The 15,793-nt window shown below is 59.5% G+C and carries 10 protein-coding genes; 3 read left to right on the forward strand and 7 right to left on the reverse strand.

What is annotated here, in order from left to right; genetic code table 11:
* Nucleotides 1–126 precede the first annotated feature (126 nt).
* The 3 genes from olsF to AAIE04_RS13725 all read left to right on the forward strand — a co-directional run bounded on the left by olsF (nucleotide 127) and on the right by AAIE04_RS13725 (nucleotide 3,522).
* Nucleotides 127–1,848: a bifunctional ornithine lipid synthase OlsF gene (gene olsF, locus AAIE04_RS13715; protein WP_019452617.1), complete on the forward strand. Its 1,722-nt coding sequence runs from the start codon at nucleotides 127–129 to the stop codon at nucleotides 1,846–1,848.
* A gap of 101 nt (nucleotides 1,849–1,949) precedes the next feature.
* The gene (locus tag AAIE04_RS13720; protein ID WP_498577130.1) at nucleotides 1,950–2,732 is read left to right on the forward strand and encodes an N-formylglutamate amidohydrolase; all 783 of its coding nucleotides are present in this window, start codon (nucleotides 1,950–1,952) and stop codon (nucleotides 2,730–2,732) included.
* Nucleotides 2,733–2,808: 76 nt separating this feature from the next.
* Complete coding sequence (locus AAIE04_RS13725; protein ID WP_019452615.1) at nucleotides 2,809–3,522, forward strand: flagellar brake protein; 714 nt, start codon at nucleotides 2,809–2,811, stop codon at nucleotides 3,520–3,522.
* Nucleotides 3,523–3,585: 63 nt separating this feature from the next.
* Here AAIE04_RS13725 and AAIE04_RS13730 read toward each other — a convergent pair whose 3' ends face one another.
* The 7 genes from AAIE04_RS13730 to AAIE04_RS13760 all read right to left on the reverse strand — a co-directional run bounded on the left by AAIE04_RS13730 (nucleotide 3,586) and on the right by AAIE04_RS13760 (nucleotide 15,790).
* Nucleotides 3,586–5,013 (reverse strand): hypothetical protein, encoded by a 1,428-nt coding sequence (locus AAIE04_RS13730; RefSeq protein WP_498577131.1) that lies wholly within the window; start codon nucleotides 5,011–5,013, stop codon nucleotides 3,586–3,588.
* The gene (locus AAIE04_RS13735) at nucleotides 4,994–6,895 is read right to left on the reverse strand and encodes a hypothetical protein (RefSeq protein WP_498577132.1); all 1,902 of its coding nucleotides are present in this window, start codon (nucleotides 6,893–6,895) and stop codon (nucleotides 4,994–4,996) included. The genes AAIE04_RS13730 and AAIE04_RS13735 overlap by 20 nt, the downstream gene beginning before the upstream one ends.
* Nucleotides 6,896–6,904: 9 nt before the next feature.
* Nucleotides 6,905–8,563, reverse strand: a complete 1,659-nt coding sequence (locus tag AAIE04_RS13740) for a hypothetical protein (RefSeq protein WP_019452612.1) — start codon at nucleotides 8,561–8,563, stop codon at nucleotides 6,905–6,907.
* Nucleotides 8,564–8,575: 12 nt separating this feature from the next.
* The gene (locus tag AAIE04_RS13745) at nucleotides 8,576–10,402 is read right to left on the reverse strand and encodes a hypothetical protein (protein WP_498577133.1); all 1,827 of its coding nucleotides are present in this window, start codon (nucleotides 10,400–10,402) and stop codon (nucleotides 8,576–8,578) included.
* 67 nt (nucleotides 10,403–10,469) lie between these two features.
* Nucleotides 10,470–12,620 carry a hypothetical protein gene (locus tag AAIE04_RS13750; RefSeq protein WP_498577134.1) on the reverse strand — a complete coding sequence of 717 codons (2,151 nt, stop codon included), beginning with the start codon at nucleotides 12,618–12,620 and terminating at the stop codon, nucleotides 10,470–10,472.
* A gap of 21 nt (nucleotides 12,621–12,641) precedes the next feature.
* Nucleotides 12,642–14,072 carry a hypothetical protein gene (locus AAIE04_RS13755; protein WP_498577135.1) on the reverse strand — a complete coding sequence of 477 codons (1,431 nt, stop codon included), beginning with the start codon at nucleotides 14,070–14,072 and terminating at the stop codon, nucleotides 12,642–12,644.
* Nucleotides 14,069–15,790, reverse strand: a complete 1,722-nt coding sequence (locus AAIE04_RS13760; RefSeq protein WP_498577136.1) for a hypothetical protein — start codon at nucleotides 15,788–15,790, stop codon at nucleotides 14,069–14,071. The genes AAIE04_RS13755 and AAIE04_RS13760 overlap by 4 nt, the downstream gene beginning before the upstream one ends.
* Nucleotides 15,791–15,793: the final 3 nt, after the last annotated feature.

A 15,793-nucleotide genomic window follows, 5' to 3' on the forward strand; every position in this document is an offset into this window, starting at 1 on the left:
GCTCCCAAATCGCCATTACTTTGCTATACCTGATAGTCGATGGATTCATTTTATTGTCATGTAACTGACATGTCAGGGTCACGGCTCTGGCTTAAGTTTGCAGCGACTACGTCAGGAGATAACGCGATGTTCAGCCTGGATTCTTTGTTGCAAGATGCATTTCCACACCGCAATACCCCTGCCTGGCAGCGCAGCCTGCTAAGAACCTTACTCTTCGAAAAAGAATTCAAACAGTTCGCCGCCGACTATCCCCACCTGAAAGGATTGGATCTGATCGAGCAGGTGGTGGACTACTTCAACCTCAGCTGCGAGCTGGTGGACGGCGATCTGGAAAACATCCCGAGCCAGGGGCCGGTGGTGCTCGTGGCCAACCATCCGATCGGCTCGCTCGACGGCCTGGTGCTGCTGCGCGCCGTTGCGGCGGTGCGCCCGGATGTGAAGGTGGTGGCCAGCCAGCTGCTGACCTATATCGAACCGCTGCGCAACCTGTTCGTGCCGGTGGATAACGTCGCCTATAAAACCAGCCGCAAACAGATTGAAGGCATGCAGCAGCAGTTGGACAATCAGGGCGCGCTGATCCTGTTCCCGGCCGGTGAAGTGTCGCGCATGAGCCCGAAAGGCATCCGCGACGGCCACTGGCATACCGGTTTTCTGCGTCTGGCCGCCAAGGCGCGCGCGCCGATCGTGCCGATTCATATCAGTGCGCGCAACAGCAACCTGTTCTACTTTACTTCGCTGGTCTACCGGCCGCTGTCGACGCTGCTGCTGGTGCGCGAAATGTTCCAGCAGCGCGGCGGGCGCATCCGGATCCGCATCGGCGGCCGCGTGCCGTTCGCCAACTGGCACGACGGCCACACCAGCGCCAAGGATCTGGCGGAGCGCTTTCGCCGCCATGTGTACCGTTTGGGCCAGGGCAAGCCGGGGTTGTTCGCCAGCGAATCGCCGATTGCGCTGCCGGAAGATCGTCTGGAGCTGAAAAAGGCGCTGGCGAACTGCGAACGGCTGGGGGTGACGCCAGACGGTAAAACCATCTACCTCTATCGCCGCCATGATGAAGCGCGCACGCCGATCCTGCGGGAGCTGGGGCGTCTGCGTGAGATCGCTTTCCGCGCGGTGGGGGAAGGTTCCGGCCGCCGTCGCGATCTGGACAGCTACGATGACGATTACTACCACCTGGTGCTGTGGGATGAGGAAGAGCTGGAGATCGTCGGCGCCTATCGCTTTATCCCCACCGCCGAACAAATCGCGCGCAAGGGACTGGAAAGCATCTACAGCAACAGCCTGTTCCATTACGACCGAGATATGGAACCGATCCTGGCGCAGGGCATTGAACTGGGGCGCAGCTTCATCCAGCCGGCCTATTGGGGCAAGCGCGGGCTGGACTATTTGTGGCTGGGCATCGGCGCCTATCTGTCGAAATACCCGCAGTACCGCTATCTGTTCGGGCCGGTGTCTATCTCCGGCGGCATGCCGCTGGCGGCGCGCGATCTGCTGATCGCCTTTTATCGGCTCTATTTCTCGCCGGATCACGCCTTCGCCCAGTCGCGTCGCCCTTATCCGGCCTCGCTGCCGCAGGTGCTGGCGCAGTTTGCCGGGGATAACTACCAGGAAGATCTGGTGCGGCTGAAGAGCCTGCTCAGCAACATCGGCTGTTCGATCCCGACGCTGTACAAACAGTACACCGAACTGTGCGAGCCTGGCGGGGTGCAGTTTATCGACTTTGGCACCGATCCGGCCTTCAACAACTGCATCGACGGGCTGGTGCTGGTGGATACCTCGCGGCTCAAGCCGTCGCGTTATCAACGTTACATTGCGGTGCATCAGCCGCAGGAAGCCGAGACGGCATGATCGGCGTCTGACTCATGCCTTTTTGATCTAAGCACGACCTTGGGGCCGGCGACGGGATAGCGCTACGATAAACGTTTTGCTTTCTACCGCCGGAGCCCTGCATGCCTCACTCGTTTATCCCGTCGCTATTGTCCGCCGATGAACCGCCCGCCGTCGCCATTGAAACCCCGCGCGGCGGCGCGCCTTTTTTACTGCTGTGCGATCACGCCGGCAAGGCGATACCGCAATCTCTCGGCGATCTCGGTTTGCCGCCGGGGGAGATCGAGCGCCATATCGGCTGGGATATCGGCGCGCTGAGCGTGTCGCGCCACCTGAGCCGCCAGCTGGACGCTACGCTGATTCATCAGCGTTACTCACGTTTGGTGATCGACTGCAACCGGGCGCCCGGCATCGCCAGCTCGATCCCGCATTTGTCTGAACTGACGCCGATCCCCGGCAACATCGGCATCGACGCCGAGCACGCGCTGGCGCGTGAGCGCGAGGTGTTTCTGCCGTATCACCGCGCCATCGACGATCATCTGGGGCAGCGCCGGCTGCGCGAACTGCCGACGGCGGTCATCGCCATGCACAGCTTCACGCCGGTGTTCAAGGGCGAGTCGCGCCCCTGGCAGGTAGGGCTGCTGTTTAACCGCTACCCGGAATTCGCGCATCTGCTGGCCGAACTGCTGCGCGAAGAAGGGGATCTGCAGGTGGGCATAAACCAACCCTATGCGATGACGGACGCCACCGATTACACCTTGCCGGTGCATGCGGAGCGCCGCGGCTTACCTTATGTCGGCATCGAAATTCGCCAGGATCTGATCGCCGATGAACCGGGGCAACAGGCATGGGCGAAACGTTTCGCGCGCCTGTTGCCGCAGGCCTGGCAACGCTGGCAAATTTGACTTTAGGAATATTCCCAGAGATGATAACCGTAAGGAATACGTAAGACGTCATTAGAAAAAAAGTCAGGAGAGACGTGTGGAGCACAGCGATAACGGACTGTTTATCAAACGGGAGCGTTTTGAAGTTCTGGCGATTCTGCGTGAAATTTGCAAACAACGCACGCCGCTGCGCGTAGAAAATCAGCAGCACCGGTTTCAAAGTCTGTTATTGAGCGTCGGGCCGGACAATATCGTGTTTAGCGGTGAGGAAGCGGAAAGCGCCATCGACGGCGCCTGCACCATCGTGATTGAAAGCAACGACGCCAAGATCGAGTTTTCCGTCGGCCAGGCGGAGCTGACCGAACATCAGGGCGTACAGGCCTGTTCGACCCGGCTGCCGCAGGAGCTGGTCTATATCCAGCGCCGCCGCCAATTCCGCATCACTACGCCGCACTGGCGCCAATTCTTCTGCACCGGCGAGTACCCGGACGGCACGCCTTATGAGCTGCGGATCCACGATCTCTCCGCCGGCGGCGTCGGTTTGCGTTTCGACGGCCCGCTGCCGGATTTCTTCCAGCCTGGCCTGCAGCTCAAAAAAGCGGAGCTGGATCTGGGCAGCTACGGCAGCTTCAAGGTCAACATGGAGCTGGTGGTGGTCAACGACGATCAGGAAACTGACGACAACGACCAGGTGGTACGCTTCTCGCGCCTGTCATGCCGCTTCCTCAAGTTGGGGCTGGCGATGGAGCGCAAAATCCAGAGCGCGGTATTCGCTTTCGAGCTGGATTTCAACAAGAAGAAAAAGCGCTGACCCTCTCTTCCGGCGCGCCGGGCGGTATCCAGCCCGCCTGGCGCGCCGCCACTCTCTTTCCCTTCAGGGAACGTAAATGATCTCGAAGCTTGATGTCAGATCGCTGTAGAATTTTTTGCCGCCGTCGACATAAATAACCTGCAAATCGTAGCGGTAGACCAGCTTTTTGTCCGGATGAAGGATCAGTTCCAATACGGAAATCTTTACGTTGACCGATTGCGAAGGGTGTTCTTTATCCAGCTCAATGGTCTGGTTGTCGATGCTGACCAGCATGCGTTTGATCGGCCGCGGCCCGGTGGGATCGTAGGCGCCGCTGTCGCTGCGAAACTCAACGGTTTTATTGATGTCGGCCGGGGCGGATTGCTTGATGAAATCCGGCAACCTGTTCTGGTATTTGGCGTCCAGCGCCAGCATCACCAGCAGATTGTCCGGATTAAAGCCGGTGAACTGCACGGACAGGTAGCCTTTGAGCAGCGGGTTTTGCGGTGACCGATCAAACAGAGCATCCCAGATCAGGCCGAACTGGCTGGCGGGCAGCGTAAATGAATCCACGATGCCGCTTTGCAGGTTGATCAGCGCGTTTTTCTCCTCCGTCTTGCCGTCCGGCAGGCTCAATAGCAGCGTCAGAGTATCGGCGTTGGCGAACGGCGCCAGTTTGCCGCCCGGCTCCATTTGCGTGAACTGGGCGGTGGCGTCGCTGATGCGCGCTTGATTGACTTTTGGTGACAGGAAATAGTCGAAGGTCACCTCTACATCGTTGAGTGAGGTCGCGTTCGGCGCCGCCGTAAACGAGATCGACAGCATCGGTTTGTCGTCCTCGGCGGCGTTGGTTGCCAACAGGAAGCTATCCGGCAGGTAGTAAAGATAGTTTTTTCGCACATAGTCCTGGTAATAGTTGTACCACACTTGCCCGAAGGCCAGCGGAGTCAGGATCAGTTGCAGAGTCGGCGGCGGCGGCAAGATGCCCTGATAGATATAGGGGTAGTAGTTCTCGGCGAAGTAGAAGACTTTCGGCGAAGTGATGGTGTTGAGCAGCCCGTTATCGGTGACGATGGCGACCACCAGCGTGGTTTGCGAGTCATAATCCGACAGCGCGCGCAGCAGCGCGTCACGCTGTTCCAGACGATCCAGATCGAGTTGCGCGCGGTAGCGGGTTGGCGGCGCGTCCAGCAACACCTGTTCGAAAATCATTTCTTCGACCTTGCCGAACGTGCTGAAGGTCAGAACCACGTAAGGCACCTGTGCGACCGGGCGGCTGAGCGCGAAATCTACCATCATGTGCCAATGGCTGCCGTCGCTGCTGGTGGCGATGCGATAGCGCGTCTCTCCCGAGACGATTTCGGTGCAGACATCGGCCTGCAATTCGTTGGCCAGTGGCGCGGGCGCTGCGCGGTAACGCAGGCGGGGAGATTCGGCGTCGGGAAACTGTTCGCGCGCGTTGTCCAAAATGACTTTGTTCAGCGTCACCAGATCATTGAGAAAGATATTCATAGCGTTCCTCTTGGTAAGAAAGGCGTGCCAGATGTCTGAACTGGTTCAGGCAGGCGGAAGTCCAAAGAAAATGACCGTCGTGGCGGCGATAGAGCGGGGTTTCCGCGTTGGCCGGCGGCATCCGCCAAACCGCCAACGCCTCGATCGCCGGCGACAGCTGCGGCACCCCTTGCCGCTGGGCGTACTCCAGGGCGGTGAGCCACTCATGCGGATGGGCATAGTAGGGCGTTAACGCATTGAGCCGATCGTAATCGCCGCCGCTCCAGCGCATCGCCTGATTGAGCATGCGAATAATGCGCGGGTAGGCCGGCGGAAGGCCGCCGTGCCTGGCGTTGAGCATATGGATCAAAATCAGCGCGTTGGTATTGACGCAGCAGTCCAGCTGGGTGATATCGCCATCGTCTTTCATCCAGCTGTGAAAGGCATAACATTCCGCCCATTGGTGCTGCGTCGTCGTTAACCGCCGTTCGACGCGCTGTACCTGGTAGGCCTGCATGTGCGCCAGCGTTTGTCGCGCGTGCGCTAATGAGCGGCGTCCAAATCGGTACAGCAACTCGGTGATGATGGCGGTGTCGTCGATGTCAGCATCGATCCGCTGGCCCGCCATCCAGCCGGGGTGCGCCGCAGCAGGCCAAAAGCTGAAATGATGGGGCCGCGTTTCGCACTCAAGCAGAAAATCGAGCGCCTTCTCGATATGCGGCGCGGTCTGGGCGGTGTAGTCCAGCGTGCGTAATACCTGAGCGGTGACAAACGCGTTTTCATCCCGGTGCCAACGGCCGTCCGGCGTTCTGACCTGCGCCGGAAAAGCGCCGCTGGCGGATTGCTGCGCGAGCAGATCCGCCAATCGCCACGGCGTGACGCCCGCAGGCGGGGGCAAGGTAGTGGGCACGGTCTCGAAATGGGTGTTTTGCGGGCTGAAAGTGCAGCTGATGCTTTCGTTGCCGAGCCGGTCGCTGGAGAAACCGACGACGTTATACTGCAGCGGGATCCGTTCGGCCACCGCCCGGTGCAGCAACGGCAGCGTTTGGTCGCCAGAGGCCAACAAGGCGCTGACGCCGTCGTAGACGCGGCGGTTATCGCCAAAGAAGCTGGCCGCCATGGTGAACAGCGTGACGTTTTCCAGGTGGCCGTTCGGCGCATACGCCAGGCTGAATCCGTAGGTGGTCGCGGGAAAGCCCCGCTGGGCAGAGGTTTGCCCCAGCGCGCGATCCAACAGCGGAAACAGCGCGCAGAATTCGTTTTCGCTGGAGAAAAGGCGCATGACGGTGCGGATATCGTCATGCGTTATCCGCGCTCTGTGCCACTGGTAATAGTATTCCTGCGGCGAGTCGGCTTGCTCCGGGTAATAACCGACCATCAGTAACGTCAGCCCCGCCGCGCGGCAGGCCTCGGCGGTTAGCGGCCCTTGCAAATCGCCGGGCAGATCGGCTGCGCCGGCAGGGATTTCGGAGTACACCTTGGTCTTAACCCCATCCGGCGTGTATTTGCGCCCCAGCCAGGAGCCGAAACGCAGCGGCTGGCCGTCGCGCTGTACGGCGGCCAGCCGCCGAGCGGGATCGGCGAGCGGCGCGGCGACGATCTCCTGACAGCGCTGCGCAAATGCCTCGGTGCCGCGCTGTTCCGCATAACGCGGCAAAAAAGGATCCAACGTGCAGGAAATCGCCCGCGGCCTGGCTGACGAGACGGTGAACTCCAGCGGGCTGCCGTTATAACCGAGCAGGCTGGAGGTAAACGCGGCGGATAAAAAACCGGACGCCATCTTCGCCTGGCCGAAGCGTGCGATGTCAGGGGCCAGCGTGGTTTCAAGGTAAGGGGCTTCCTTGCACAAAGCGCTGACCAGGGCGTTCCATGTCGCAGGTAACACGGCGTTGCGTTCGGCCATGGCGTTCACCTAAACCAGATTGGAGATGACGATGGCCGGCGGGTTCTCGCTGCCTTCGCGTTCGACGGTTTCGCCCCCGACCAGGAAGTAAATGAGCTTGTAAGCGATCGTCCAGGGTTTCTCCGTCAGGCAACGGTACTTGAAGGTTTGGCTATCGTGCTTATCGTAGGTGAAGGGGTATTTCTTGCTCTTGCGGCTGCCTTTGTCATCCTGATAACTCAGCTCTACCAGCACCTGATTACAGTTGTCCCACGAGAACGTGCGATCGAGGAAAATGCTGATTTCGTTGAACGTCAGTACAGAGCCGGGATCCATATTCAGCAGGGTCGAGGCCGATCTGGATTGCGGTTGGTAGCTGCTGCTGCCTTCCCAGCCGGAGGCGGCGGCGGACTTGAAGGCGAATTCGCTGGTGATTTGGAACAGCTCGTTCTTGTCGCTGCTGCGGGCGATGCGCTTGGTCCAGGTGCCGTCATCGTTGGTGAACGGCGCGCCGGTGTAAACCTGGCCGTTGTAACGGATGCTGAACGTGGCCGCCTTGATGCCGTACTCTTCGAAGCTGTCCGGCCCCAATACGCTCAGGTCGAGCTGTTGGAAGAACGGATCGTTGACATTGACCTGAATGAAGTAAGGCGCGGTCTTCTGGGCATGCAGGATATCGCTGCCGATAAAGTTTTGCGGCACCGCAGACTGGCTAAGCGCTTTCGACGAGGTGTAGTTGAAGTTCAGGCTCTTGGTTTCTTCGATGCGCACCAGCTTGATCTCCAGCGAAGCGCTGGGGAACAGGCCGCCTTTGCCGGCTTCTTCGCCTTCTTTCTTGTCGCTGGCGATCAGCGAGTCCAGGATGGCGTCACTGGCGGATTTCGCCTGCGGGTTGCTGTCATCGTTCGGTTTGAGCGTGGCGCTGAAGAAGCTTTTCAGGATCTCCTCCTTGACGAACTGCAGCGCCCACTCTTTTTCTTTGGCCTCTTCGTCGCCCGGCATGCTTTCGGTGACCTTGATCACCAGTTTCTGATCCTGCTGCAGTTTTTTAATGACGCTGTCGAAGCCCAGCCAGAAACTGGCGGGCGTCTCCACCGGGATGGGGATGTTGGCGCCGAATTTCAGATCGAACTCTTTGTAGATGCTTTCGAACTGTGCGGTGACCTCGACCTTCAGCGCCGGCGTGATGCCGGTGAAACTGAGGTTATAGGCGACGGCGGCCGGCGCCTTGGCCTGGGTGAATGCGGCCTCGAGGATCACCGCCTGAGACGGCGTCAGTTTGGCGCTGAAGATGGCGCTGTTGTTACCGAACAGGCTTGGGCAAGGGGCGCTGATCAGCTCGCCGTTGGTGGCGCCCGCGTCGAGCACGAAGAAGTTCACCGTGCCTTTATCGTACGGCACCTGGGCCTTGCGGGCGTTTTTGGGATCAACTTTCAGTTTACGCAGGTAGTCGTTGAAGGCGCTGTTGAGCACCGCTTCGTCGATCGCCGTATTGACCTCGAAGTTGATGTAACCCCCTTGCGGGTCGCTGGCGTCGCCGGTGTATTTGATCAGCGAGAATACCGGCTCGCCCGACTTCTGCGCGATATGAATGTCCCCGGGCAGATACCAGAACTGGTTTTCGTCTGAATCGTCGGCGAAGAAGGTGATGTTGTTGATGGTGGCGGTTTTGGCTCTGAGTAATAACATGGCGTTTCCTTATTAACTGAGGTTGGCGAGGTCAATCGCGTTGGCGTCGGTCGAACACTGCACGTTTTCGGGCCGATCGCCGCCCGCGCCCGGCTGATAGGTAAACCAGATATCCAGATCGACGGTCAGCTGCGCCGGATCGAGCTGATCGGCGCTGAAACGTTGGGGGGCGGCGTCGGATTCGGTAAATTGAAACACCTGCTGTAAGGTCTCCGTCGGCGTGCAGGCGTAGCTGGCGGACACGATGACCATTTCCACCTGGCGCCAGTCCATGTCGGCCGACAGCGTCAGCTCGCGCTGGTGATAGAGGGTGGAGAACAGATACACGTCCTGGCCGGTCGGCTCTTGCAGATCGGCGGAGAGATGCGGCGAGTTGACGGCGGCGCTGTAAGCTTTGTGCACCTCGAACTGATACTCGCCGGGCTCCGGCAGCATGACCGGGTAGTGGGCCCGCGGGGTGGCAGGGTCAAGCTGGAAGCTGCGCGACACGCTGCTGTTCGGCTGTTGCCGGTGGCGGTAGCGCAGCGTGACCAGCACGGATTGATAGCGCTGCCAGTCGAACTGCTGCGCCGCTTCGATCGCGAAATCATAACGGCCATAGAGCGACTCGATGTCGAGAAAGACCTCGCTCATCTCCGTCTGCAGGCTGCCGGAGCTGACCGAAGTCACGCCGCCTATCGACTGGTTGAAATACACGGTGAAGTCATACTCGACCGGCCACAGCATTTTTCCCGTTTTCGGGTCGATCAGGCTGGGCTCCTTAAAGCGTTTGGGGCCGAGATCGTCGCGGGTAAATTTCAGCTGGCGGCTGTTTAAGCCATAGCGCAACCGTGCCGTCACCAGCAGGATATTGGCATCCAGCGTCTCCGACAGCAGGCTGACTTGTACCTCGCGGTAGGCGAAAAAGTCATCCTGCAGGTCGCGTTTGACGATCGCGCTGTCGGCCTGATAGTCCGTGCCTGCGACCAGCCGGGCGAACAGGGCCTGCGGATAGAGCGAGCGCTGCACGACGGTGGTTTCGCTGATCTTGCCGCTGAGGCGGCGCTGGTCGATGTTCTCAATCGATACCTGTTGCAGATAGAAACCGGCTTTGGGGCTGGTCTGCTGCGGTTCGTTGGCGATAACCGGCGTGAAGAACTGGCTGGTGAGGATCTGCGTCAGCTCGGCGGCGGCCTGCGCCAGATGGCCGTCGGGATCGGTATCCCTGACCTTGACGGTGACGATTTTTTCGCTGATCAACTGGGCCGAGGTCTGCTCGATGCCGACGGAAAAAATCAGCAGGTTAAAGCCGATAGCGCGCTGCAGATATCGATACACCTGGTCCCAGTTGGCTTCCAGTTCGAAGGTGGCCGGCGGCAGCTGCTGCAGATAGTCGATTTTGTAACTGACGGCGATCGGCGTCGAGGCCGGTGTGCGCATCAGGCTTGCCAGCAGCAGGATGTCATCGTCGTCGTTCAATTTGGCGGACAGATAACAGTATTGCTGGTCGCTCAGCGAGGTTTTGTTGGTCTGCCCGGGGATCAGACCGGGAATATTCAGCGTCGCGCTGCAGGCGATCGCCTGCAGCGGCAATAAGATCGCATCGCGCGGGATGTCCGGGCTGGCGTTGGCGGCGCGCTGCGCCGCCGCGGGCGTACTGGCCAGCTGAGTCTGCAGCGACAACGTGGCGTAGTAGAGATCGTCCGGTTGGTTGAGGTTTCTGAAAATTTGCAGTTGAACGTCGGGCCGATTGCCCTCGGCGACCTGCACGCTCGGCGCGGCGGCGCAGTAGTAATAGACGGGTCTATCCGGAACCGCCCGAATAAAACAGATGTCCTGCATGATTACCTGATCGTTCATGGCGGCAATCCCACGTCATCGGAGAGGGGACCGGAGCAAGGCGGGCTTGCCCCGGCGGAATCGGCCGTCAGAAGGTCACGACCACGATGGTGCTGGCACCGGTGACCGGTTTGCTGACGGTTTTCTCCTGGTTATCACCGTAATAGACCGTGGCGGTGTAGCTGATCTCCACCTCGTTGCCTTGCTGCATCATGTTGAATGTCAGGTATTGGGTGAGCGACTTGGTATCGAACTCGGTTAACGCAATAGGCAGCGTTTGCGAGAAGTCCCATTTCGGGTAGTTCACCGTCATCTCGAAGGTAATCAGCGTGATGTCTTTTTGCGACGGTTTGAAGATGATGGTGTATTTCTGCTGTTTCGGCAGGGCGTTGGCGATCAGGATCTGATTGGCGCGCGTTTCGCCATAGCCGGGCAGCTGCGGGTTGGTTTCCACCCCCGGCGGCAGATAGGTCAGGCTGTCGCCGTCCAGCGCATAGTAGTCGGCTGAATAATAGAGCGGCTTGTCCACGTTGGTGCCGATCGGATAAATAAACGGCACCGGTGGGTTTTTGTCGCTGACCACCTGAGTGTATTGCTTGAGCGGCACACTGTGCTCTTTGTCTTCATATTGGGTTTTGATGACCACCTGGCTGAAGACCGCCCAGCCCAGCGGATCGAGCAGGGTGGAGATATCGGCATAAACGATGCCGCTTTGCGCCGCGTTGATGGTGACCACCAGGTCGTCTTTGACCTGGATCTCGCCAGACTGGTAAGGCCTGGCCTGCATGCCGGTGAAGTTGACGGTGTAATGGTAATGGTAGGCGCGGCCGAGCTCGGGTTTGATAAACCACTTGTCGGTTTTTTTCGGCCCCGAATCTGTCGGGGTAAAGGTCAGCGTGCTCTTGAGATCGTTATCGTATATCGCGGTGACCACGATATTGGCGATGTCATACTTCGCCAGGTCTTCGGTGACGAAGAATTCCGGTTGAATGTACTGATAGAACGGGTCGTGGAGGTCGTACTCTTTGAAGTACTGATCCAAATCGGCTTCGCCGACGATTGAGCGTATCGACGGCAGCTGCGTTTGCGGGTAAATGGTGGAGGACACCACGGCGTTCTCTTCATACTCGCGGGTGAAGCTCTGCGTTTGCGAGATTTTGGACTCGAATTTGTCGAAACCGTCGGCGTCGTTCAGCAAATTGAGACTCATGTCGATGCCGGTTTGGCTGCTCAGGATCTGTTCGACCTGCTGTTGCCCCCAGTTCCGCAGACTCTCCTTCCATTTATCATAGGCGGCGGGTTCCATGCCCATCTCCGCCGCCGTCAGCCCGATCTGCACGTCTACCTTGATCGCCTCTTTGGAGTAAAACTCCTGCTCGATTTTTTTCTCGTCGGCCGACCAGGTGTGACGGTTGATGGTTTGCGCCACGGACTTGGCCTGTTCGCTGTTGTAGGTGACGATCACCTTGGCTGCCGACATGGAGGCATCCAGGGAGAGGTCGAAGCGCACGCCGACGCTGGAGTTTTTATCGGTGCCTTTCAGCACCTGCTCAAACAGCGTGGCGCCTTCCCCGGTCAGCGACAGGCTGAACACGGTATTGTTGTCGCCGAGGCCGGAGGGGGACAGCGGCGTTGGGATCTGGCGATAGAATTTATCGTTGCCGTCGAGGATCAGCATGGCCTGCGCCGAGGTGTAGCGCGGTTGCATCAGTTCGATTTTCGCGGCGTCCGCCGGCATCAGCTCTCTGAGGAACTGATCGTCGCCTTTGCTGCTGTCGTAGAGCGCGACAAACCGGTTGAGCTGTTCGTCGCTCAACCCGGTATTCTTCTGCGCCTGGTCCATCGCGGTCTTCTTGGCGTTGTTTTCCGGGTCGGCTTCATAGGCCTGTTTCGCCTTGATGTAGGCGACAATCAGCTGGGATTTTTTATCCAGCGGCCCGTTTTGCTTGCCGAGGCCGTCATACAGCTGCAGGCGGATGCGGTCTTTCATTTCCGCATTCGGCTGCGGCAGCTGCACGGTGAATTGCGCGTAACCGCCTTGCGTATCTTCACTGCGGTATTTGTAGAACATGAAGCTGGGGGTGTCGGCGTCCCGTTTGGCAAACACCGGGATCTCCGGCACCACGTAGAAGATATCCTTGCTCTCGCTGTCGCCGTAGCAGGTGTATGCGTATTCCTTGACGCCCAAATATTCGGTGACGTCGATCTTTATCGATTGCTGCAAAGCGGTGGTTAACATAGGGCGGTCCTCTTGTTGGTGTCACTTGGTGTATTGCAGTTTGATCGGGCCGGTGGTGGCCTGTAGCGGGCCGGAATCGTAGTTTTTGGGGAATAGCGCCGCCGTTTTCCCTTGCCAGCGATAGTCCACCCGGCCGTTGAGGCCGGCGGCGTGGGCGTTGATCCACCAGTTGGCTTGCCATTGCGCGGCGGAAAAGGCGAAGGTGAAATTCTGTTTTTTGCCCTGGCCCGCCGGGATATAGCTGGCGCTGCCGGAGATCGTCTTGAATTCGGTTTTGAGATGCTCGGCGTCGAACAGCAGGCTGTAGAAGCCCAAATCTTGCGGCGTCAGCGCGATGGCGTCCTGCCACGCCAGCCTGCTCTCGAAGCTGGTGTAATCGGCGAAGGTCACCTTGAGCGCGATGTCGCTCGCCGCCGTTGTGGTTTCCAGCGTCACCGGCGGAAAATTGGGCCACGCCATCGGGGTCAGCTGATCCGCCCAGCGCAGCTCGATCGCCATGATATTGAAGCCTTTCGGCTCAAACCCCAGGCTGACGGTGCAGCGTTGAGGCTCGATGGGCTTGTCCGGTCTGCTGGGCTCCGGCAGGGGCGTGGCGGTAAAGGAGATGATGCCGTCGACCGGCAGTTGGCTCAGCAGCCCGGCGATGTCTCGTTGCTGTTCCAACAGGTAGCGCTGTGGCACGGTGTCGTCGTATTCGATTTGGTAATTCAGTTTGTTGGGGATCTGCTCCGGCGAGGAGATATTGCGCAGCGTGTTGGCGATCAGCAGCGAGGCGGTATTCACCAGCGCCTGGCGAACGCGTTCTTGCGTCTGCAGCGAAGGGGCGTTGTCGTACTCCGCTTGCAGAATGACGACGCCGGCGTCGATCTGCTGGTTCAGCAGTTTGGCGATCGCTTCAGGTTGGCGCGCCTGCTCGTTGAAGGCCAGGGTGACAAACGCCACCCAATCGGCCTGCAAACTGGCGCTGACGCGGCTGCCGACGCTGAAGCGGCTGCGGGTGAGAAAATAGACCTGATCTTGGGTGCCCTGGATGGCGCTGGCCAACCGGGCCGCCTCTTCATGGGTCAGCGCCATTTTGGACTGCTCGAATTCGACGCTGTAAGCGGCGGCGGCAGGCCGCTGTGCGAAGTGCAGCCACAGCGATTGCTGGATCTCTTCCTGCTCCAGGGTGATGGTTTGCGGCGCTGGGACGAAATGGCGGCGGATATAGTCCTCGATCGCCGCCCTGTCGACCGGCAGCTTCGGTGCAATGAAGGTCGCCAGGCCGCCGCCGGGGCTGGTCAGCAGATGCAACGAGCTGATCTTGCCGGCCGGCGTCTCCTGCACCACCTGCGGCGTATAGCTGCCGTAGGTGTAACAGCCGCTGGGGCGCGTTTGATCGTGAAACGCCAGCGCGCGGTCAAGAAGAAAGAAGTTTTGCAACGTACGTTGTGGATCCAATTCATCGGTCATGGTGTATCACCCTTGATATCGATCGTTTGGTTGCCGGTCACATAGGGCGACCAGGAGCCTGCGGGGGGTTTATAACGAAAGCCGGCGGCGTAAATGGAGGTGACGTTCCATTTGTAGACGAAGCTCGGCTGCGAATGCGTGAAAGTGCGATCGCTGGTGCGCTCGCTATCCTGCGGCTGGAAGGTCAGCGTGGCGCTCAGCGACTGCGGCGGCAGCTGAACGGTGATCGTCGCCTGCTGCGCGCCAAACTGTGGGAAGCTGTAGGCGCCGATGGTGGCGCTTTGCGCGATCGGCGCAGGCAGAGAGACGGCACTGGTACCTGACAGCGAATAGGCCGTCACCTCGGCAAAGGTATTTTCATCCAGGACTGGCGCGCTGAAATAGGGCGCCGAGGCGGTTAACGCCAGCGTCTGACGCCAGTCGGCGGAGTGGTAAATGCCGCCAAGCCGGCTTTGCTGCGCGAACCCCGGGTCGATATTGAGCGTCAGGAATCGGCAGGGTAAGGCGGTATAGTCCAACAGCAGTTGGTCTTCTTCGCTTGGCTGTCGATCGCCCGGCAGCGTGCGATAGACGCCGTCATGCGGATAGTTCACGCGCAACTGGTAAAAAAAGGGCTGCGCGTTCAGCGCGCTGTTGCGGAACTTGAACGTGAGCCAGGAGCGGTCGGGCTGCAGCGCCTGGGTTTGCGTTTGCTCGATGGGATAGAGATTGCCGGGCGGCACGGTCAGCTGTATATCGATCGAGACACCGGCCTGCAAGCCCAGCGGATAAGCGTAAAAGACGTTGATCTCTCGCTCTCCCGACGGCAGCGGCGGAGTGGTGGTGCGGTGGATGATGGTGTCGGGCGACACTTTGGCGATCTGCTGCGCGGCGGCGAACGGATCCAAAATAAAACAAAGCGGCCGCTGGGCCAGCGCGATCGCGGCCAGGTCAACACGAGTCCGCCCGCTGCTGGGTGGCGGTGTCAGACGGATTTGCGCGACGTTACTGGCGGCAGGGCCGGCATAAGGCGCACCGTACAGATTGTATAGCCGGTCGAGCAATGTCTGGCTGAACAGCAGATCGCCGGCGGGATCGTTCACCGGCAGCGGCGGACTGATTTCCAGCGGCAGGCGGGAGAGATTGCGGCTCAGGTAAATCGTCAACCCGTCGTAGGGAAACGCGATCCCGCCGTCATCCGTCGGGTGTGCGCCGTCCACTCCGGCCGCCAGCGCCAGGATAAGGGCGCGCGCATCGCACTCCGCCATATAGGCCAGGCGCGGTGATACGCCTTCGACGAAGCCATCCATGCGCGCGTTGAAGCCCAGCGTGTCGTCGAGCAGGGTACGTTCGATCAGCTGCGTGCTCTGCGCATTGAGTAAAATGATAAATTGAATATCCTGCGCCGTATACCAGGTGGCGTCGTAATGCTGCCCGTACAGGTCGCTGTGATAATCGATAGGCACGTCAAACCCCAGGCTGCCTGGCAAAACGGGCAGGGCTTTCACCGCACAATCCGGGTACTGCTGTTTGAAGGCGTTCAGGCTCTGTTCGCCGGCGAACTGCAGCTGCGTGGTGAAATTCAGCCAGCCATACAGGCTTTCGGTGCTGTAGCTGCGGACAATATCCAACGAAAAGGCCAAGGGATCGGCGGCCAAAATGCTGAGCGCATCCGGGTATAAATAATATGCGTCGTCTTGCAAATAGGCGGCGACGAAGCGGTGATTATCAAAAATCATAAT

The sequence above is a fragment of the Serratia sp. Ae19-1 genome (assembly GCF_059801225.1).

What these genes read in the sequence shown, in the direction of transcription:
- AAIE04_RS13760 (WP_498577136.1), bottom strand. Translation starts at nt 15,790, where the DNA reads ATGATTTTTGATAATCACCGCTTCGTCGCCGCCTATTTGCAAGACGAC.
- AAIE04_RS13750 (WP_498577134.1), bottom strand. Translation starts at nt 12,620, where the DNA reads ATGTTAACCACCGCTTTGCAGCAATCGATAAAGATCGACGTCACCGAA.
- AAIE04_RS13755 (WP_498577135.1), bottom strand. Translation starts at nt 14,072, where the DNA reads ATGACCGATGAATTGGATCCACAACGTACGTTGCAAAACTTCTTTCTT.
- AAIE04_RS13720 (WP_498577130.1), top strand. Translation starts at nt 1,950, where the DNA reads ATGCCTCACTCGTTTATCCCGTCGCTATTGTCCGCCGATGAACCGCCC.
- AAIE04_RS13735 (WP_498577132.1), bottom strand. Translation starts at nt 6,895, where the DNA reads ATGGCCGAACGCAACGCCGTGTTACCTGCGACATGGAACGCCCTGGTC.
- olsF (WP_019452617.1), top strand. Translation starts at nt 127, where the DNA reads ATGTTCAGCCTGGATTCTTTGTTGCAAGATGCATTTCCACACCGCAAT.
- AAIE04_RS13745 (WP_498577133.1), bottom strand. Translation starts at nt 10,402, where the DNA reads ATGAACGATCAGGTAATCATGCAGGACATCTGTTTTATTCGGGCGGTT.
- AAIE04_RS13740 (WP_019452612.1), bottom strand. Translation starts at nt 8,563, where the DNA reads ATGTTATTACTCAGAGCCAAAACCGCCACCATCAACAACATCACCTTC.
- AAIE04_RS13730 (WP_498577131.1), bottom strand. Translation starts at nt 5,013, where the DNA reads ATGAATATCTTTCTCAATGATCTGGTGACGCTGAACAAAGTCATTTTG.